The organism is Kitasatospora sp. NPDC040550, from assembly GCF_055594965.1.
Genome location: NZ_JBVIWC010000002.1, coordinates 265,574 through 284,163 on the forward strand (window position 1 = coordinate 265,574; position 18,590 = coordinate 284,163).

The following is an 18,590-nucleotide window of genomic DNA, read 5'->3' on the forward strand; positions in this document are numbered from 1 at the left end:
GGCGGAGCCTCCGGCAGGGGTGGGAGTCGGTGGGCAAGATCAACCTATGCGGCGGCCGGACGGCCGGGCAACAGTTCGGCGACCGCCGAAACCGCGCCGCCCCCGCCCCGCCCGCCTCATCGGGTGGACGGCCCTCGGCCGTTCGCGCCATGATCACTCGAACGAGTGAGATCCCGGCCGGAACGCTTCAAACGGTCGTACGCCACTTCGTACGCTCCTGACCGGGTCGGGCGGATGCCGACCGCCCCGGAGCGCCGCGATCCGGCCCGGGGAACCGACGCAGGGGGCGGACCGGATGACCACAGAACACGACGGCAACGACACCCACCGCGGCCTGACCAGGCGGCAACTGCTCGGCGCCTCCGCGGCGCTCGGCGGCGCCGCCTGGCTGCTGCGCGGCACCATCGGCCCGGACAGCGCCGAGGCGGCCACACCCGCACCGCCCGGCCTTCCCGCCGGCACCGAGCTGTACCAGCGGGTGTTCCAGAACTGGTCCGGCGAGATCCGCACCGACCAGCTGTGGACCTGCGCGCCGCGCACCCCCGAGGAGGTCCCGGCCCTCGCCGACTGGGCGCACGCCAACGGCTGGCGACTGCGCGCCACCGGCTACCGGCACACCTGGGCACCGCTCACCGTCGCCAACGGCACCCCGGCCGACGCCCGCGTCCTGCTCGTGGACACCAACCGGTACCTCACCGCCGTCACCGCCGACTCGCCCACCACCGTGCGGGCACAGACCGGCGCGAGCATGGAGGCGCTGCTCGCCCACCTGTCCGACCGGGGCCTCGGCCTGACGGCCTGCCCGGCGCCGGGCGACCTCACCGTCGGCGGAGTGCTCGCCATCGGCGGCCACGGCACCGCCACCGGCGCCGGCGGCGAACTGCGCCCGGACGGGCACGGCTACGGCTCGGTCAGCAACCAGGTGGTCAAGCTCACCGCCGTCGTCCTCGACCCGGCGACCGGCCGCTACGCGCTGCGCACCTTCGACCGCGCCGAGGCCGACAGCGCCGCGTTCCTGGTGCACCTCGGCCGCGCCTTCCTCACCGAGGTCGTGCTGCGCGTCGGAGCCGACCGCCCGCTGCGCTGCGTCAGCCGGCTGGACATCCCGGCGAGCGACTTGTTTGCCCGCCCCGGCACCGCCACCGGGGGCGGCGGGCTGCTCGGCGGACTGCTGGGCGGCGGCGGAGGCCCGCGCACCCTCGCCGACTTCGTCGAGCGCGACGGCCGGGTCGAGGCGATCTGGTTCGCCTACACCGACTACCCGTGGCTCAAGACCTGGACCGTCGCCCCGAGCAAGCCGATCGCCTCCCGTGCCGTCGACCAGCCCTACAACTACCCCTTCTCGGACAGCATTCCGGAACCGGTCGCCCGACTGGCCGGCCAAATCGTCTCCGGCGCCTGGGGATCGGCCCCGCTGTTCGGTCAACTCCAGTACCTGGTCGCCAAGGTGGCGCTCACCGGCGACCTCACCGACGTCCTGCTCTCCGGCGGACTGCTGCGTGACCTGCTCACCGGCGACCTGATCACCCACCTGCTCGCCGGCGGCCTGCGCTCCGACCTCTGGGGCCCCTCGCGCGCCCTGCTGCAGTACGTCCGGCCCACCACGCTACGGGTCACCGCGAACGGCTACGCAATCCTGACCAAGCGCGCCGACCTGCAGTGGGTGGTCAGCGAATTCGCCGCCTACTACCGGCAGTTGCTCGGCGAGTACCAGGCCAGGGGCGAGTTCCCGGTGAACGGCGCGGTGGAGATCCGGGTCACCGGCCTGGACGACCCGTCCTACTCCGGCGTCCCCGGCGCCCGGCCCCCGCTGCTGTCCGCGCTGCGCCCCCGGGCGGACCGCCCGGACTGGGACACCGCGGTCTGGCTCGACGTCCTCGCCTTCCCCGGTACGCCCGGACTGGAGCGCTTCGCCCGGGACTTGGAGCAGTGGCTGCTGCGCACCTTCGACGGCACCCGGGCCGGGATGCGGGTCGAGTGGTCCAAGGGGTGGGCGTACACGGCGGACGCGGCCTGGTCCGACCAGGACCTGCTCGGCCGGGTCATTCCCGACAGCCTGCGCGCCGGGGGCGGGCCCGGCTGGGACGAGGCGGTCGCCACGCTCGACCGGTACGACCCGTACCGGGTGTTCGGGAACCCTTTCCTGGACGGGCTGTTGAAGTAGGGCGGTCCCGGGGTCGGGAGGCGGCGGTGGGCGGCTGACGCTGAAGGGTGACGGATAACAGATAACAGCTGACAGATTTCGAAATCTGTCAGCTGTTATCTGTTTGCTGTCATCTGTTCGCGATGGCCGGAAGCCAGCAGCCGTCCGCCGCTCGTCGTCCGCCACTCGCTACCTGCCGCTCGTCGGCGACTGGCTGCCGCAGCCCGGCGGTGGTGCGTCAGATGTGCTCCATCACGATCACCGCGAGGGTGTCCGGGGCCAGCGCGCGGAAGACGTGGGGGGCGTCCCCGGGATAGCTGATGTAGTCGCCCGGGCCGAGTTCGACCGGCGTCTCGGTCGGGCCGACCAGGGCCCGGCCCGAGCCGATCAACACGTGCTCGACGGTGCCGGGCATGTGGGGCTCGGAAGCCCGGGTGTCGCCCGGCTGGGCCTCGATCCGGTAGATGTCGCGCCGGGCGTTCGGCGGGCAGGAGGAGAGCACCGTGGCCGCGTAGTTGGCCTGCTCGGAGTGGGTCACCGGCCCCTCGCCGGCCCGGAGCACCTTGACGGTGGGGCGCGGCGGGTCGACCAGTCGGCTGAACGGCACGTTCAGCGCGACCCCCAGGGCCCAGAGTGTTTCCACGCTGGGGTTGCCCGCGCCCGACTCCAGCTGCGAGAGCGTCGACTTGGCGATGCCGGCGCGGCGGGCCAGCTCGGCCATCGACAGTCCGCTGCGTTCGCGTTCGCGCCGGATGGACGCGGCGATCTGGCCGATCAGCTCCGCGCCGGAGCCGTTGGCGCCCTCGGGCCGGGTGGTCCGGTCACTCATGCTCGCCACTCACGCTTTCTCCAGGCTCCTTCGGTCGGCTTCCCGCTGGTGGTGCCGTTCATGCTGCCATGGCCGGCCCTCGGGGCGGTCGGGGCTGCGGGGCTCGGTAGCGTTCGTCGCATCGGTCCTTCTGTTCGCCTTGACGAACACCGGCTCTCGGGTTCACTCTGATGAACATGCGTTCGCTACTCCGAACACTCGAACATGCGACCCTCCGCGACATCGCCCTGGTCTGTCTCGCCGACGCGCTCGTCGGCGCCTCCTTCGGTGCGATCAGCGTGTCCGGCGGCCTGCCGCTCTGGGTGCCGACAGCCCTGTCCGTCCTGGTCTTCGCGGGCGGCTCGCAGTTCGCGGCCGTCGGCGTGGTGCTGTCCGGGGGCGGCGTGCTCGCGGCCGTCGCCACCGGGCTGGTGCTCAATGCCCGGCTGCTGCCGTTCGGGTTCGCGGTCGCCGACGTGCTCCAGGGCCCCTGGTGGCAACGGCTGTTCGGGGCGCAGATGCTCACCGACGAGAGTGCCGCCTTCGCGCTGCAGCAGCACGAACCGCGCCGCCGCCGGGCGGCGTTCTGGGTCTGCGGGGTCTCGCTGTTCGTGGTGTGGAACGTGGCGGTGCTGCTCGGAGGCCTCGCCGGCGGGCTGATCGGGAACACCGACGCGCTCGGGCTGGACGCGGCCTTTCCGGCCGTGTTGCTCGCGCTGGTGCTGCCCTCGCTCGCCGACCGGGCGACTCGTACGGCCGCAGTGGTGGGCGCGGTGGTGGCCGTCGCGGCCACGCCCTTCGTGCCGGGCGGGCTGCCGGTGCTGCTGGCTCTGGTCGGGCTGCTGTTCGCCGGGCGGCCCGGATCGGGGCCCGGGTCGGGGGAGCCGGGTGAACCGGGGGAGCGGGAGGCCGTCCCGGTGGCCGCGAAGGAGGAGGTCCGATGATGCCGCTGTACGCGATCCTGCTGCTGGCCGCCGGGACGTACGCCTACCGGGTGGCCGGTCCACTGCTCGGGCATCGACTCGCGCTCTCGGCGCGGATCCGGCACCTGCTGGCCGTCGCGGCGGCGGTGCTGCTGGTCGCACTGGTGGCGACCGGTGCGCTGACCCAGGGGCACGGCTTCGCCGGGTGGGCCCGTCCGGCGGGGGTGCTGGTCGCGGGCGTGCTCGCCTGGCGCCGGGCACCGTTCCCGGTGGTGGTCGTGGCCGGGGCGGCGACGGCGGCGGTGCTGAGGCTGTGCGGGGTGGGGTGACGGCGGGCGGCGGGCGGCGGGCAGCGTTCAGCGAACAGATGACAGATGTCGAAATCTGTTATCTGTTATCTGTTCGCTGTCATCTGTCAGTCGTCACTCGTCAACCGCTCCGCCTGCACCTCGGGCCGCTTGCTGTCCCACAGCAGCTCCCACACCTTGAACACGCAGTGGTAGTCCCGCATGCTCCCCCGAGAGATCAGCAGGTAGGTGTCCCCGTCCCGCAGCAGTGTCTGCTGCCGACTGCTCATGGGGTGCTCCGGGGTGTAGGTGGGGACGATCCGGCGCAGTTCCGCGACGGCCTCCTCCCGGGTGCCCTCGACCTCGCCGAGCACCTTGCTGCCCCAGGTCCGGTCCTTGCCGATGCCCACCGTCTCCTCGACGACCAGCGCCCAACGCGCCATGTCCCGCCTCCCCTTCCGTGTTCCGTACCGACTGTGCCCGTCGCGCCAGGCCGTTCCCGTCAGCGCACCAGCGACTTGAAGAAGATGGTGGTCGGCTGCAGTGCGCCGGCCGTGTCGGCCGCGTAGTCGGGCACCGAGCCGACCCGGGTCCAGCCCTGTGCCTCGTACATCCGCTCGGCCGGGCTGCCCGTCACGGTGTCCAGTACCAGCAGCCGGATCCCCGACCCCGCCGCCCGCTCCTCCAGTGCCCCCAGCAGCCGCCCGGCCAGCCGCTGCCCGCGATCCGCCGGGTGCACCATCAGCTTGGCCACCTCGCCCCGGTGCCGCCCGTTCGCCGTCGTGGCCGGCCGCAGCTGCACCGTCCCGGCGAGCCGCCCGTCGGCCGCCGCCCGGGCGGTCCACAGCACCAGCCGTCCGGCCGTGAGCTCCGGGACCAGTGCCCGCCACCACGCCGCGGACTCGCCCGGCTCCAGCGGGGCGAGGAAGCCGACCGAGGCACCGCCGTCGACGGTCGCCGTCAGCAGCCCGGCGAACTCGGCCACCGAGGACTCCAGTTCCTCGGCCGTCACCTCGTCGACCACGTACCCGGTGCCGGACATGTCGCCTTCCTCACTCGCTCCCGTCGGTCCCTGACCGGGCGGGTTGCGGAATACTCGCCGATGTCCCGCCGAGACTACAAGGAGCTTCCATGCCGAAGCCGACCCGGATCGACCCGTCCGACCTGCTCGCGGTCGGCGACCTCCTCACCGACGAGGAGCGGCTGGTCCGTGACACCGTCCGCCGGTTCACCGAGGAGCGGATCCGCCCCCACATCGGCGACTGGTTCGAGCGCGGTGTCTTCCCGGCCCGCGAACTCGCCCCCGAACTCGGCGCGCTGGGCGTGCTCGGCATGCACCTCGACGGCTACGGCTGCGCGGGCGCCGACGCGGTGGCGTACGGGGTCGCCTGCATGGAGCTGGAGGCGGCCGACTCGGGGCTGCGCAGCTTCGTCTCGGTCCAGGGCTCGCTGGCGATGCGCTCGATCCACGCCTTCGGCTCGGAGGAGCAGAAGCAGCGCTGGCTGCCCGGGATGGCGGCCGGTGAGCTGATCGGCTGCTTCGGCCTCACCGAGCCCGACTTCGGCTCGGACCCGGCGAACATGCGCACCCGGGCGGTCCGCAAGGGCGGCACGGGAGGCAACGGCGGCGAGGGCGGCGACTGGGTGCTGTCCGGCAGCAAGATGTGGATCACCAACGGCAGCATCGCCGACGTCGCCGTGGTCTGGGCGCAGACCGAGGAGGGCGTACGCGGCTTCCTGGTCGAGCGCGGCACCCGCGGCCTGACCGCGACCGACGTGCACGGCAAGCTCTCCCTGCGTGCCTCCGTCACCAGCGAGCTGGCCTTCGACGAGGTGGTGCTGCCCGCCGACGCCGCGCTGCCCGGCGTCATCGGCCTGCGCGGCCCGCTCTCCTCCCTCAACGAGGCCCGCTACGGCATCCTCTGGGGCACCGTCGGCGCCGCCCGCGACTGCTACACCGCCGCCCTGGACTACGCGAAGACCCGGATCCAGTTCGACCGTCCGATCGCGGGCTTCCAGCTGACCCAGCAGAAGCTGGTCGAGATGATGCTGGAGGTCGAGAAGGCGTACCTGGTGGCCCTGCGGATCGGCCGGCTCAAGGAGGAGGGCGCGGCCCGCCCGCCGCACGTCAGCTTCGGCAAGCTCAACAACGTGCGCACCGCGCTGGAGATCGCCCGCAGCGCCCGGACCGTCCTCGGTGCCAACGGCATCACCACCGAGTACCCGGTGCTGCGGCACGCCAACAACTTGGAGTCGGTGCTCACCTACGAGGGCACCAGCGAGATCCACACCCTGGTCCTCGGCGAGGCCATCACCGGCGAGTCCGCCTACCGCTGACGAACCGTCCGCCCCGCCCCGAGCGGCCGATAACCGGTGGCCGGGTCCCTCACGGCCCGGCTACCGTCCCGCCATGACCAGTCAGCCCGCCCGGCAGCAGCCCCCGACCACCACCCTCTGGCGCCCCACCGGCCCGCAGGAGCTGGCCCTGGTCGAGGCCGCCGACCGGCGCGCCTGGCCGCCCCGGCTGCCCGAGCAGCCGATCTTCTATCCCGTGCTGAACGAGGACTACGCGGTCCGGATCGCCCGCGACTGGAACGTGCCCGCCTCCGGCGTCGGCTACGTCACCCGCTTCGAGGTGGAGACGGACTTCCTCGCCCGCTACCCGGTGCAGCGGGCCGGCGGCCGGACGATCCTCGAACTCTGGGTTCCGGCAGAGGAGTTGGACGAGTTCAACCGGCATATCGTCGGCCGGATCGAGGTCGTCCACGAGTTCCGGCCGGAGGGCTGACGGCCGTGCGCGCGCCCGTCCTGCTCACCTCCGCCCAGCCGACCGGTACCACCGGCCTGCTCACTGCGGCCGCCGCCCGCCGAGGCCTGGCCACCGCCGTACTGGCCGGGCCGGACACCGTCGGGCGGCTCGCCGGACGGCCCGTCCACTGGTACGGCGGGCCGCTCGCGGCCGCCCGGATCGCGGGGCCACTCGGGCTCGCCCTGCTCGAACCCGAGGACGACTGGCTGGCCCGCCTCCCCGAGGAGTTCACCCGCCGCCGGATCGAACTCACCACCCTCTCCGAGGCCTGGACGCTGCGCCACCCGGCCTTCGTCAAACCGCCCGCCGACAAGTCCTTCCCACCCGCCGTCCACCCGGACGGCTCCCGGCTGCCCCGCACCGGCGAGCGGATCGGCCCGGACACGCCCGTCCTGGTCAGCGAGCCGGTCACCTTCGCGGCCGAGTACCGGCTGTTCCTGCTCGACGGGGAGGTGCGCACCGGCAGCCGCTACGCCCGCTTCGGCCGGCTCGACCCGGCTCCGCTCACCGCCGAGGCCACCGCCTTCGCCCGCCGACTGCTCGCCGCCGTCGGGGACACCGGGCCGCTGGTCCTGCCCAGCGCCGTCGCGCTGGACGTCGGCCCGATCGCCGACCCGTACGACCCGGCCGAGCACTGGGCCGTGGTCGAGGCCGACCTGCCCTGGTTCGCGAACTGCTACGCAGCCGACCCGGACCGCGTCCTGGACGTCGTCCTGCGCGCGGCCGGACCGGCCGCCGACCTCGCCGAGCCCGACCGCCGCTTCGTCCGGGCGGCGGGTCGGTGCCACGGACGACCGGCGGGCTGAGGGTCGGCCGGGCGCCCGCGGAGGGTCGACCTCCCGACACCTCCCGACACCTCGGGACACCTCCCGACACCTCACGGACACCCGCCGTTCGGCACCCCGTCGCCGACCGGTACGGCCGGCCGTGAAGCATGGCGCGGTCGGCGGCGCCCTCGGCGGGCGCGGCCGGGTGCGCACGACCGAAAGGAAGCCCCACCATGTCCGCAGCTCAGTGGCCCCGCCCCCGCGTCCTCGTGGTCGGGATCGACGGAGTCCGCCACGACTACCTCGCCCAGGTGCCGATGCCGCGCCTCCAGGAGGTCGCCGAGGCCGGGTTCCTGGTGCCGGTCACCGTCGCGGACTCCACCCCGACCATGTCCGGACCGTGCTGGGCCACCATCGTGACCGGCGTCGAGCCCGCCAAGCACGGCGTCTGGGGCAACCACCTCGGCGGCAACCGGCTGGACGTCTTCCCCGACTTCGCCACCCGCCTCAACCGCGGTGACCGCCGCCGCACCTTCGTCGCGGCCGGCTGGGACCCGCTGATGATCAACGAGGCCGGCGGCCCGCTGTTCCGCGCCCCCGGCCGGCTCTCCTACGTGGCCCCCGCCGAGGACACCCCCGAGGCCTGGGAAGCCGTCGACGAGGAGGTCACCCGGGAGGCCGTCCACGTCCTCGCCACCGCCGACCCCGAGGCCTCCTTCGTCTACCTGGGCGCCGTCGACGAGACCGCCCACTTCCTCGGCTGCGGCGAGGAGTACCGCGCCTCGATGCGCACCGCCGACGAGCGCCTCGGCCGTCTGCTCGACGCGGTCCGCGGCCGGGAGGGCTACCCGCAGGAGCAGTGGACCGTCATCGTGGTCACCGACCACGGGCACGTCGACGCGGGCGGCCACGGCGGCCGCACCGTCGAGGAGCGGACCGCCTGGGTCGCCTGTGCCGGGCACGACATCCCGGCCGGCCCGCCCACCGGCGAGATCCGCCACCCCGACGTCGCCGCCCAGGTGTACGCCTCACTGCTGCGCCCGATCGACCCGCACTGGACCCTGGACGGCCGCCCCTTCCCCGTCGCCCGGCCGGTCCCCGCGACCGTCTGACCCGGCGCCCCGCCCCCCGTCCGCCAGCCCGCCCGGCGCAGGCCCGCCGAGGCCCGGTGCCCCGGGTGCAGCACGCCGGGCTGCGGCGGGGCCCCGGCTGCGTCAGGCTCGATCGGGGCTCGGGACGTACCCGGGCTCGGCGTGGCGGCCCGAGCGCCGGAGCGGGACCTACCTCCGGGGCCGGCCCCACGGACATACGCCAGAAGGTGGAGACGGTACCCCGTGGGTTGGATGCACGATCGCGACCTGGTGGTGACGATCCGGAAGGTCGGCCCGCGCCACCATGGATACACCCGGACGGCGGACCGTTCAGCCCGGACGGATCGCGGACGGTCCGGCAACGGCCCCGGCCGCACCGGACGCCGCACAGGCACCGCACGCAGCACAGGCATCGGACGTACCGGACGTACCGGACGCATCGGCACCGCACACGGAGAGGGCAGCCAGGTATGAAGGGCATCGTGAGCAAGGTCGCGCTGGGAGTCGCGGGCACCGGCATGGCCGTCGCCGTGGCAGCGGTGGCAATCGGCCCGCGGGTGTCCGAGTGGTACGACGGGCGCCACCAGGAGCAGGCGGCGTTCGACAGCGGCTCGCAGGCCAAGGCCGAGCGTCGCTCGATGCCGACCTGGCTGCCCGACAACGCCTCCTCGGTCAGGTACCTGATGTCCACCACCGGCGACGACCGGTTGCTGCGGGCCACCCTCCCCGAGGGCCGGCTGCCCGCCGGCTGCAACACCGGGGTGCCGGGCAAGGGGCCGCACCCGGTGCCGGTCTCGCTCAAGGCGGGCTGGTTCCCGGAGGGCATCGCGGCCAAGGCCAGCGGCACCTGCGGGCACTACAATGTGACGCTCACCGGCAACCAGCTCTACGCGTGGCAGGACGGCGCGACGCTGCAGGCGGCCCTTCGCGCCGAGCACGTCGCCAAGCACTGAGGGTGCTGACCGGGCGCTGATCCCGGATCAGCCGTCCTGACCAGGGAACGAACGGCCCGCCGGGCACCGGAAGGTGCGGGCGGGCCTTCGTCGTGCGCGTGCTGTGGATCGGCCGGTGGGCGGATCCGTCCCGGTGCACCCCTGCCGTCGTCGCGCCAGCGGGGCTGCGATAGGACGGATCGCGAACGAACCCCACGTCACCGCGTCCGTTAGGAGAGCCATGCCCGGCCCGACCGTCGGTCCCACCGACGACACGTCGACCGATCCAGCCCCAGCCCCAGCCCCAGTCCCGGACCCGACGTCCGGCAGGTCGGCAGCCGCCGGCCGGGCCACCGTCGTCGTCCTCGGCGGCCTCACCGCGCTCGGCCCGCTCACCACCGACCTCTACCTGCCCGGCCTGCCCGCGATCGCCGACGACCTGGTCGCCGAACCGGCGGCCGTCCAGCTCACCCTCACCTTCTCGATGATCGGGGTCGCGGCCGGGCAACTGCTGTTCGGGCCGCTCAGCGACCGCTTCGGGCGCCGACCGCCCCTGCTCGCCGGTCTGGTCGTCTACACCCTGTCCAGCGTGGTGTGCGTGTTCGCGCCGAACCTGTCCGTGCTGATCGCGGCCCGCTTCGTCCAGGGCGCGGCCGGGTCGGCCGGACTGGTCATCGGCCGGGCCGTCGCCCGGGACCGCTTCCAGGGCGTGGCGATGCTGCGCTTCCTCGCCTCGATCGCGCTGATCTCCGGGCTGGCACCGATCCTCGCCCCGATCATCGGGGCGCAGCTGATGCGCTTCACCTCCTGGCGCGGCACCTTCGGGGCGCTCACGGCGCTCGGGCTGCTGCTCACCCTGGCCGCCTTCGGCGCGCTGCGCGAGAGCCTGCCAGCGCAGGCCCGGGACGGTGGCGGGGTGGGCGCGACGCTGCGCACGATGGCGCGGCTGCTGCGCCACCTGCCCTTCCTGGGGCTGGCGTTGACCAGCTCGCTGGCGTTCGGCGCGCTGTTCGGGTACATCAGCGGGTCGTCGACGGTGCTCCAGCACGTCTACCAGGTGTCGCCGCAGACCTACAGCCTGCTGTTCGGGCTGAACTCGCTCTCCATCGTGGTGATGACCCAGCTGAACGGGCGGGTGCTGGCGCCGCGCTTCGCCGCGCGGTCGCTGATGCTGGCCGGGCTCGGGACGGCGGTTGCGGCCGGGGCGGCGCTCGTCCTGCTGACCACGGTGTGGGACTTCGGGCTGGCCGGGTTCTGCCCGCCGTTGTTCGTGCTGATGGGCAGCCTCGGGGTGGTGCTGCCGAACACGGCGGCGCAGGCACTGAGCCTGGTGGAGCCGCAGGCGGCCGGGACGGCCTCGGCGCTGCTGGGGACGGGCAACTTCCTGTGCGGCGCGGTGGTCGCGCCGTTGAGCAGCCTCGGCGGGCGACCGTCGTCGACCCTGCTGGCGCTGGTGGTGCTGGGCTGCGGTGTGCTGGCGCTGGCGGCGTACGCGATGCTGTGCCGGCCGGGGCAGCTGCGGGAGGCGGCGGAGGTGCCGAAGGGGGTCTGAGCGGGCCTGAGCGGGCCTGACATATGACAACAAACGGATAACAGCTGACAGATGTTGAAATCTGTCAGCTGTTATCCGTTATCTGTTACTTGTCAGCTGTCAGCCGTCGTCCGTCGTCCGCCAGCTGTCGGTCGTCCGTCGCTCAGGTGATCGAGAAGTCGTCCCCGTACACGCTGCCCTGCCCGTACCAGCCGTGCAGGTACACCGTGACGCTGCCGGAGGCGTCGGTGGTGAAGGGCACGGAGAGCTTGGTCCAGCCCGAGGAGATGGTCCAGGTGCTGGCGTTGGCGCCACCGCTGACACCCAGGTACGCGTAGTTGCCCTGCACCCAACCGCTCAGCGTGTAGCTGGTGTTGGGCTTGAGCTTCACGGTCTGGGTGCAGTCGCCGGTCTGGCTTGCTGAGGCCGCGGCCTGCAGCGCGTACGAGCCGGAGTGGACCGGAGTGGTCACGATGCCGCCACCGCTCTGGCAGGTCCAGGGGGCCGCCTTGCCGGTCTCCAGGTCTCCGTTGACCAGGCCGGTCGACGGGGTTGTGCCGGTGACGGTCAGCGAGTAGGTCGCCGTGTGGCTGCCGGAGGGCGCGGTGGCCGTCACGGTCAGCGGGTAGGTGCCCGCCGCCGCGGCCGAGGTGGTGGCGATGTTCAGGGTGGCGCTGTTGCCGGCGGTGACGCTGCCGGGGGTGACGGTGGCGGTGACGCCGGCCGGGGCGCCGCTGACCGAGAGGTTGACGCTCTGTGTCGAGCCCGCCGTGACCGCCGTCGCGATCGCCGCCGAGGCGGACGAACCGGCCGCAACGGTACCGGAGTTCGGGTTCACCGCCACCGAGAAGTCATTGCCCGGCTGGTTGCCCGTGACGTTCAGCGTGAAGACGCCGGTGTGGCTGCCGGAGGCCGCGCTGCCGGTGACCGTCAGCGGGTAACTCCCGGGCGCCACCGACGAGGTGGTGGTGACGTTCAGGGTGGCGCTGTTGCCGGCGGTGACGCTGCCGGGGGTGACGGAGGCGGTGACGCCGGCCGGGGCGCCGCTGACCGAGAGGTTGACGCTCTGTGCGGAGCCCGCCGTGACCGCCGTCGCGATCGCCGCCGAGGTCGACGAACCCGCCTTCACCGTGGCGGAGTTCGGGTTCACCGCGACCGAGAAGTCGTTCGTCACCGTCGAGCCGCTGGTGAAGGGCGCGAAGATGTGGGTGAAGTCCCAGGTGTTCTGGTTGATCCCGGAGCAGGAGTCGTCCCCGCCCTTGCCCGGGCAGCTGCCGTTGTCGCGCTGGAGCGCCCAGAAGGACAGGGTGTTGATGCCCTTCGACACCGCCCAGTTGTACACGGTGGTGGCGTTGGCGACCGTGAAGGTCTCGGCCGCGCCGAAGTCGTCGATGCCGGGCATCTCGGTGATCCCGATCGAACCCCACAGCTGGGAGGGGGACTTGGCCGGGTAGAGCTGGGCCAGCTGGTTGTACAGGCCCTGTGCCGAGGTCTGGGTGTCCGCCGCCATGTCGTGGGTGGCGTTGTCGTAGTAGTCGAAGGTCATCATGTTGACGACGTCGATCCGCGCCTTGTTGCTGACGGCGTTGCGCAGTACCGCGAGGCCGTTGTCGGCCAGCCCGCTGGTGGTGGTCGGCAGCGTGTAGGAGAACTGGACGGTGCGCCCGTTGGCGGTGGCCCAGTCCTGCACGACCTTGATCGCCTTGTTGCGGCGGTCGATGCCGGCCGTGTTGGTCAGCGAGTTGTCCTCGATGTCGAGGTCGATCCGGCTGATGTCGTAGGTGGTGATCAGGTTCTCGTAGGCGGCCGCGATCTGGTTGACGTCGGTGCAGCTGTCGGCCAGTTCGGTGCCGGTGTTGTCGGCGGTGTAGCCGCCGAAGGAGGGGATCACGTCCCCGCCGTTGGCGCGGATGGTGGCGATGTCGGCGCCGAAGGTGGAGGAGGACACCGGCTTCGAGGTGTCGCCGTTCCAGTACGGGGTGCAGGAGCCCTTGGTGGCGGCCTGGAGGAAGGCCATCGTCAGGTACTTGGCGCCGGACTGGGCGGCCAGGGTGGCGGGGCTCTGGCCGGTCCAGGACTCGAAGTAGGGCGCGAAGACCCGGGTGGGGAGCGGGGTGGCGGCCTGGGCGGAGCCCGTCCCGGCGGCGACCAGACCGGCCGATGCGGCCAGTGTGGCGCAGGCCGTCAGCGCGGCCTGGACGGTTCTGCGAAGACGCATGGATTCTCCAACAGACTTGGTGGGGCAGGACGTTGGGGGCGTGCGGGCCATGGGGCGTCCAGTGGTCGCGTGGGGTCGACCGTGCGGACGTCCGGGGCCGGTGGTCGGGTGCGGGGGGGCGTTCGATGCGGACACAAGGGCGCGCGGAGCCCACCGCCTCGCGTGGAGGCGGGCGGTGGCGCGACGCTGTGCACGCCGTACGGAGCGGGGGTGGAGCGGAGCAGGGCAGGGCAGTGCCTCAGCCGCCGGTGGTCACACCCCCACAGTGCATCCCGGTCGGATCGACATGCTTATGTTTGGACTAGACCACTGGTCTGTCAAGAGACCTAACAGTTCGTCAGCGGACGGCCCTGGTTGCCGAAGGGCGGAGACGCCGATGGCCGCGCACCCGGCGGGCGGGGCGCGGCCACGGCTGCCCGGAGCTCAGGACGCCGGGCGGTTCGGGGGTGGTGCGGGCGACGTCAGCGCGCCGCCGGGCAGAGGGTGGCGCGCAGCGCGTCGTCGATCTTCGCGGCGGTGTCCGGTCCGAAGCCCTGCGGATGCTCGGGCGAGGTGAAGTGCTGGTCGGCCAGTTGGGCCAGCTTCGCCTTGTCCTTGGGGAACTGGTACAGCGCCTGGCACTGCTTGCGGGCCTGGTCCACCACCTGGTCGGGCTTGCCGCCGACGATCGCCGGGTCGATCGCGTTCAGTGCGGCGACCACCTTGCCGGTCAGGTCGGCGTCCGGCTTGGCGGGCAGGCCGGCGTCGGCGGGCGGTGCGGGCTTGGCCGGGGCCGAGCCGTCCGCGCCGGGCGTGGAGCCGGGGTCGGCGGGTGCGGACGGTGCGGCCGTGCTGGGTGCCGGGGCGCCTGCCGAGGCCGTGGCGTCGGCGGTGGTGGCGGCGGCGGTGGGGGAGCCGGCCGCGACGGTGGCCTTGGCCGAGCTCGAGCCGGAGCCCGAGCCCGAACCGGAGCTGGAGCAGGCAGCGAGGCTCACCGCGGTGAGTGCCGTGAGGGAGGCGGCGAGGAGACGAGTGCGCATGGCGCCACACTGTCATGTTCGCGGCGTAGAAGGGAAGGTCCCGGGGGAAGGCCGCGAAGGGCGCGGAAGCGGCGCGGAAACGGTGCGGAAACGGCGAACGACGGCCCCGGAGGGAGCCCCTCCGTGCCGCCGTCCGCGATGCCGCCGTTCGCCATGCTGCTGTCCGCGGTGCCGCGCTCCGCCGTGCTTCCGTCCGCTGCCCGTCGATTCCCGGGCCGGGTCGGGCCGGGGTCGGTTCGGGCCGGGGTCGGTTCGGGCCGGGGTCGGGGTCGGACCGTCAGCCGAGACCGTTGCTCTTCAACCAGTCCTTGGCCACCGCCGACGGGTCCTCCTTGTCGACCGAGACCCGCTTCATCAGCGCCGTCAGCCCGGCCGTGTCGAGCTTGGCCGACACCGCGTTGAGCGCCGCCGTCGCGTTGGCGTCCACGCCCGCCTTGTTGACCAGCGGGGTGACGTTCTGCGCACCGAAGACGTTCTTCGGGTCGCTCAGCGGCACCAGCTTGTACTGGACGATCTTCGGGTCGGTGGTGAACACGTTGCCGACCTGGATGCTGCCGTCCTTGAGCGCGTTCGCGGTGGTGTCGGCGGTGGGCTTCCACTCCTTGAAGGTCAGCCCGTAGACGTCCTTGAACTGCTGCTCGCGGCGGGTCTTGAACTCCGGCGGGCCGCCGATGGTGAACTCGCCGGCCTTGGCCGCGAGGTCCGCGATGCTCTTGAGGCCGTACTTGTCGGCGGTCTCCTGGGTGACGCTGAGCGAGTCCTTGTCCTCCGCGGGGGAGGAGTCGAGGATCGCCAGCGAGGCGGGCAGCGCCTTGGTCAGGGCCGCGTTCACGTCCGGGGTGGTGACGGCGGTGTTCTTGGCGTCGAGGTAGGCGAGCAGTGCGCCGTTGTACTCGGGCAGGACGGTCAGGTTGCCGCTCTGCAGCTGCCCGTAGAGCACCTCGCGGCTGCCGATGTTGAACTTCTCCTGGACCTTGACGCCCTTGGCCTTGAGGGCCTGCGAGTAGATCGAGCCGAGCAGCACGTTCTCCGGGAAGTTCGCCGAGCCGACCACCACGGTCCCGCCGGAACCGCCGGAGCCGCCCGAGGCGGCACCGCTGCCGGAGGCCGTGGCGCCGGAGGAGGCGCTCGACCCGCCGCCGAGCGGGTCGCTGCTGCCCGAGGAGCCGCAGGCGGTGGCGCCCAGGGCGAGAGCGGCGAGGGTGCCGAGGAGTACGGCGCGACGGCTTCCGTTGAATGTCGACATGGTGACAGTTGTCCTTCCGGAGCGAATGGGAGAGAGAAGTAGGGAGGGGCCTCAGCGGGTCCGGCGCTGGGCGCGCACCCCGGGCGGGAGCGCGAACCGGGCGAGCAGGGCGAAGAACAGTTGGGCGCCGACCGCGAGCAGCACCACCAGCAGTGCGCCGCCCACGGTCACCGCGTACTGCCGGGTGGCCAGCCCGTCGATGACGTAGCGGCCCAGGCCGCCCAGCCCGACGTAGGCGGCCACCGTGGCGGTCGCGATCACCTGGACGGTCGCGGTCCGGAAGCCCGCCAGCAGGGTCGGCGCTGCGGAGGGCAGGCAGACCTGGAACAGCACCTGCGGGTGGGTCAGGCCGATCCCGCGCGCGGCGTCCCGGACGTCCGGGTCGGTGCCGCGCACCCCCTCGACGGCCGCCACCAGCAGTGGTGGTGCGGCCAGGGCGACCAGCGGGAACAGGACGGCGGTGTCGCCGACCCCGGCGAGCAGCACCGCGAGCGTGACCAGGCCCAGGGTGGGCAGGGCGCGGGCGGCCCCCGCCAGCGCGGTGACCACCGTGACGCCGCGTCCGGTGTAGCCGATCAGCAGCCCGAGCGGGACGGCCAGCAGGGCCGCGAAGAGCAGGGCCTCGCCGGAGAGCAGCAGGTGCTCGGAGACCCGGTGCACGATCGAGTCCGGGCCGCTGCGGCGGTCCGGGGCGGAGAAGAAGTCGCCCAGCCAGTTCAGCCAGTTCACGAGCCCGCCCCCTGTTCCCGGACGGCCCACGGCGCGAGCAGCCGGCGGGCGGCCACCAGCAGCAGGTCGACGGCCAGCGCCAGTACGGCGATCAGCACGATCCCGGCCACGATCGGGGTCGGGAAGGTCCGCTGGAAGCCGTCGATGAACAGGTAGCCCAGCCCGCCGCGGCCGATCAGCGCGCCGACGCTGGCCAGCGAGATGCTGGACACTGCCGCGACCCGCAGCCCGGCGATCAGGTACGGCACGGCGGCGGGCAGCTCGACGGCGGTCAGCCGGTGCCAGGGCCCGTACCCCATCGCGGTGGCGGCCTGCCGGACGGAGTCCGGGACGGCGCGCAGTCCGTCCACCGTGGTCGGCAGCAGGACGGCGAGGGCGTAGAAGGTGAGCGGGATCATCACGGTCGCCTGGGTGGCGAGCCCGGTGTACGGGATCAGCACCACGAAGACCGCCAGCGAGGGCAGCGCGTAGACGATGTTGAAGACGGCGGACAGCGGCTGGTACAGCCGGGGGAAGCGGGCGCAGGCCAGGCCGAGCGGGACCGCCAGCAGCAGGCCGATGAGCACCGGGACCAGGGCGATCACGGCGTGGTCGGCGAGCAGGTTGCCGAGGTAGCCGAGGTGGTCGCCGATCCAGTACCAGCGGACGATCGGTTCATCGTCCACCGTCGGCTCCGTCCGCCGGGGCCTGCGTGGGTGGCTGCGGGAGCGTCTCGTCCGTCTCGTCGGTCTCGCCTGCCACGGCTGCCCGGTGCGCCCGGTCCGCCTTGGTGAGGGCGACCGGCGTGAGCGCGGCCAGGACGGCCTCCCGGCCCGCGGTGCCGATCGCCCGGCCGTCGGCGTCCAGCGCGACCGCGACCCCGGCGGGGGAGAGTACGGCGGCGTCCAGGGCGGCGCGCAGGGTGTCGGTGTCCGGGCGGTAGCCGGCGGCTGGCCGCAGTTCGGTGGCGCCGGCGGCGCGGTCGATCCAGCCGATCGGGCGGCGCTCGTCGTCCAGGGCCAACTCCCAGCCCCCGTGGTGGAGTCCGTCCTGGATCGGGCGGAGCTCGACGGCCTTCGCGGGCCGCAGGCCCAGGCCGCGCAGGCCCCGGTCGCGGCCGAGGAAGGCGGCCACGCCGTCGTCCGCGGGGGCGGTCAGCAGGGTGTGCGGGTCGGCCAGCTGGGCGATCCGGCCGTGCTCGCGCAGCACCACGACCTGGTCGCCGAGCCGGACGGCCTCCTCGATGTCGTGGGTGACGAACAGCACGGTCTTGTGCAGCTCGGACTGCAGGCGCAGCAGCTCCTCCTGGAGCCCGGCCCGCACCACCGGGTCGACGGCGCTGAACGGTTCGTCCATCAGCAGCACCGGCGGGTCGGCGGCCAGCGCCCGGGCCACGCCGACCCGCTGCTGCTGGCCGCCGGACAGCTGGAACGGGTAGCGCTTGGCGGTCTCGGGGGCGAGACCGACCAGCTCCAGCAGTTCGGCGGCGCGGGCCCGGGCCTTCTTGCGGTCCCAGCCGAGCAGGTAGGGGACGGTGGCGATGTTGTCGATCACCTTGCGGTGCGGGAACAGCCCCGCCTGCTGGATCACGTACCCGATGCCTCGGCGCAGCTTGGCGGGTTCCAGTTCGGCGACGTCGGTGCCGTCCAGCAGCACCCGGCCCGAGGTGGGCTCGACCATCCGGTTGACCATGCGCAGAAGGGTGGTCTTGCCGCACCCGGAGGGCCCGACCAGGACGGTTATCCGACCGGTCGGGACTTCCAGGTCCAGTCCCTCGACCGCGATGGTGCCGTCTGGGTGGCGCTTGCCGGCGCCCTCGAATCTGATCACGGAGTGTTTCCTCGTCAGGGCGCCCCGGGGAGGCGGCGCCTGTGTCGGTCGGTCTTTCGGGTCGTTCGGTTGGCGGTGGTCGCACCGCCCGGGCGTTCTTCCGCCCGCCTGGCTGCCCAGCTTCGGACCGGCGGAAACTCTGATCAGACTATGACCTGCATCATCTCCTGTCCCTGATTTACCGCCCGGCACGCGGTGTGACCCCCGACCCGGCGGCCCGGTGCCCAGTGAGGTGACCCGGGCTCAGCCGCCCGGGAACACCCCGCGTGACCTCGGGT

Annotated in this window: 18 protein-coding genes; 9 read left to right on the forward strand and 9 right to left on the reverse strand. The window is 73.0% G+C overall.

Features of this window, described 5'->3' with window-relative positions:
• Positions 1 to 295: 295 nt before the first annotated feature.
• Positions 296 to 2,164, forward strand: coding sequence for a cholesterol oxidase substrate-binding domain-containing protein (locus ACZ58X_RS03950; RefSeq protein WP_470332095.1), 1,869 nt, complete (start codon positions 296 to 298; stop codon positions 2,162 to 2,164).
• A 217-nt stretch (positions 2,165 to 2,381) separates the two neighbouring features.
• Here the strand turns inward: ACZ58X_RS03950 and ACZ58X_RS03955 are convergent, their stop codons facing one another.
• Complete coding sequence (locus ACZ58X_RS03955; RefSeq protein ID WP_375890687.1) at positions 2,382 to 2,972, reverse strand: helix-turn-helix domain-containing protein; 591 nt, start codon at positions 2,970 to 2,972, stop codon at positions 2,382 to 2,384.
• Between the two features lie 176 nt (positions 2,973 to 3,148).
• On the opposite strand from ACZ58X_RS03955, the gene ACZ58X_RS03960 reads away from it, so the two are divergent.
• Together ACZ58X_RS03960 and ACZ58X_RS03965 are read left to right on the forward strand one after the other, a co-directional pair.
• The gene (locus tag ACZ58X_RS03960; RefSeq protein ID WP_470332096.1) at positions 3,149 to 3,895 is read left to right on the forward strand and encodes an AzlC family ABC transporter permease; all 747 of its coding nucleotides are present in this window, start codon (positions 3,149 to 3,151) and stop codon (positions 3,893 to 3,895) included.
• Positions 3,895 to 4,203 carry an AzlD domain-containing protein gene (locus ACZ58X_RS03965; RefSeq protein WP_470332328.1) on the forward strand — a complete coding sequence of 103 codons (309 nt, stop codon included), beginning with the start codon at positions 3,895 to 3,897 and terminating at the stop codon, positions 4,201 to 4,203. Before ACZ58X_RS03960 ends, ACZ58X_RS03965 begins: the two co-directional genes overlap by 1 nt.
• 86 nt (positions 4,204 to 4,289) lie before the next feature.
• Here the strand turns inward: ACZ58X_RS03965 and ACZ58X_RS03970 are convergent, their stop codons facing one another.
• Together ACZ58X_RS03970 and ACZ58X_RS03975 are read right to left on the reverse strand one after the other, a co-directional pair.
• Positions 4,290 to 4,604 carry a hypothetical protein gene (locus tag ACZ58X_RS03970; RefSeq protein WP_470332097.1) on the reverse strand — a complete coding sequence of 105 codons (315 nt, stop codon included), beginning with the start codon at positions 4,602 to 4,604 and terminating at the stop codon, positions 4,290 to 4,292.
• Positions 4,605 to 4,663: 59 nt separating this feature from the next.
• Entirely contained in the window at positions 4,664 to 5,203 is a 540-nt protein-coding gene (locus tag ACZ58X_RS03975; protein ID WP_470332098.1) for a GNAT family N-acetyltransferase, read from the reverse strand.
• A gap of 89 nt (positions 5,204 to 5,292) precedes the next feature.
• Here ACZ58X_RS03975 and ACZ58X_RS03980 point away from each other — a divergent pair, with 89 nt between their 5' ends.
• From ACZ58X_RS03980 to ACZ58X_RS04005, 6 genes are all read left to right on the forward strand, one after another.
• Positions 5,293 to 6,498 carry an acyl-CoA dehydrogenase family protein gene (locus ACZ58X_RS03980; RefSeq protein WP_470332099.1) on the forward strand — a complete coding sequence of 402 codons (1,206 nt, stop codon included), beginning with the start codon at positions 5,293 to 5,295 and terminating at the stop codon, positions 6,496 to 6,498.
• Between the two features lie 73 nt (positions 6,499 to 6,571).
• Positions 6,572 to 6,949, forward strand: a complete 378-nt coding sequence (locus ACZ58X_RS03985) for a hypothetical protein (protein WP_470332100.1) — start codon at positions 6,572 to 6,574, stop codon at positions 6,947 to 6,949.
• A gap of 5 nt (positions 6,950 to 6,954) precedes the next feature.
• A complete protein-coding gene (locus ACZ58X_RS03990; RefSeq protein WP_470332101.1) occupies positions 6,955 to 7,776 on the forward strand; it encodes an ATP-grasp domain-containing protein in 822 nt (273 codons plus the stop codon).
• A 194-nt stretch (positions 7,777 to 7,970) separates the two neighbouring features.
• The gene (locus ACZ58X_RS03995; RefSeq protein WP_470332102.1) at positions 7,971 to 8,849 is read left to right on the forward strand and encodes an alkaline phosphatase family protein; all 879 of its coding nucleotides are present in this window, start codon (positions 7,971 to 7,973) and stop codon (positions 8,847 to 8,849) included.
• Between the two features lie 461 nt (positions 8,850 to 9,310).
• Positions 9,311 to 9,781 (forward strand): hypothetical protein, encoded by a 471-nt coding sequence (locus ACZ58X_RS04000; protein WP_470332103.1) that lies wholly within the window; start codon positions 9,311 to 9,313, stop codon positions 9,779 to 9,781.
• 220 nt (positions 9,782 to 10,001) lie between these two features.
• Positions 10,002 to 11,312, forward strand: a complete 1,311-nt coding sequence (locus tag ACZ58X_RS04005; protein WP_470332104.1) for a multidrug effflux MFS transporter — start codon at positions 10,002 to 10,004, stop codon at positions 11,310 to 11,312.
• A 142-nt stretch (positions 11,313 to 11,454) separates the two neighbouring features.
• On the opposite strand, the gene ACZ58X_RS04010 is transcribed toward ACZ58X_RS04005, so the two are convergent.
• The 6 genes from ACZ58X_RS04010 to ACZ58X_RS04035 all read right to left on the reverse strand — a co-directional run bounded on the left by ACZ58X_RS04010 (position 11,455) and on the right by ACZ58X_RS04035 (position 18,312).
• The gene (locus ACZ58X_RS04010) at positions 11,455 to 13,509 is read right to left on the reverse strand and encodes a glycosyl hydrolase family 18 protein (RefSeq protein WP_470332105.1); all 2,055 of its coding nucleotides are present in this window, start codon (positions 13,507 to 13,509) and stop codon (positions 11,455 to 11,457) included.
• Between the two features lie 461 nt (positions 13,510 to 13,970).
• A complete protein-coding gene (locus ACZ58X_RS04015) occupies positions 13,971 to 14,528 on the reverse strand; it encodes a hypothetical protein (RefSeq protein ID WP_470332106.1) in 558 nt (185 codons plus the stop codon).
• Between the two features lie 277 nt (positions 14,529 to 14,805).
• Positions 14,806 to 15,774: an ABC transporter substrate-binding protein gene (locus ACZ58X_RS04020; protein WP_470332107.1), complete on the reverse strand. Its 969-nt coding sequence runs from the start codon at positions 15,772 to 15,774 to the stop codon at positions 14,806 to 14,808.
• Between the two features lie 51 nt (positions 15,775 to 15,825).
• Complete coding sequence (locus ACZ58X_RS04025; protein WP_470332108.1) at positions 15,826 to 16,503, reverse strand: ABC transporter permease; 678 nt, start codon at positions 16,501 to 16,503, stop codon at positions 15,826 to 15,828.
• On the reverse strand, positions 16,500 to 17,168 hold the full coding sequence (locus ACZ58X_RS04030) for an ABC transporter permease (RefSeq protein ID WP_188303439.1): 669 nt from the start codon (positions 17,166 to 17,168) through the stop codon (positions 16,500 to 16,502). The genes ACZ58X_RS04025 and ACZ58X_RS04030 overlap by 4 nt, the downstream gene beginning before the upstream one ends.
• Positions 17,158 to 18,312, reverse strand: coding sequence for an ABC transporter ATP-binding protein (locus ACZ58X_RS04035; protein WP_470332109.1), 1,155 nt, complete (start codon positions 18,310 to 18,312; stop codon positions 17,158 to 17,160). Before ACZ58X_RS04035 ends, ACZ58X_RS04030 begins: the two co-directional genes overlap by 11 nt.
• Positions 18,313 to 18,590 lie beyond the last annotated feature (278 nt).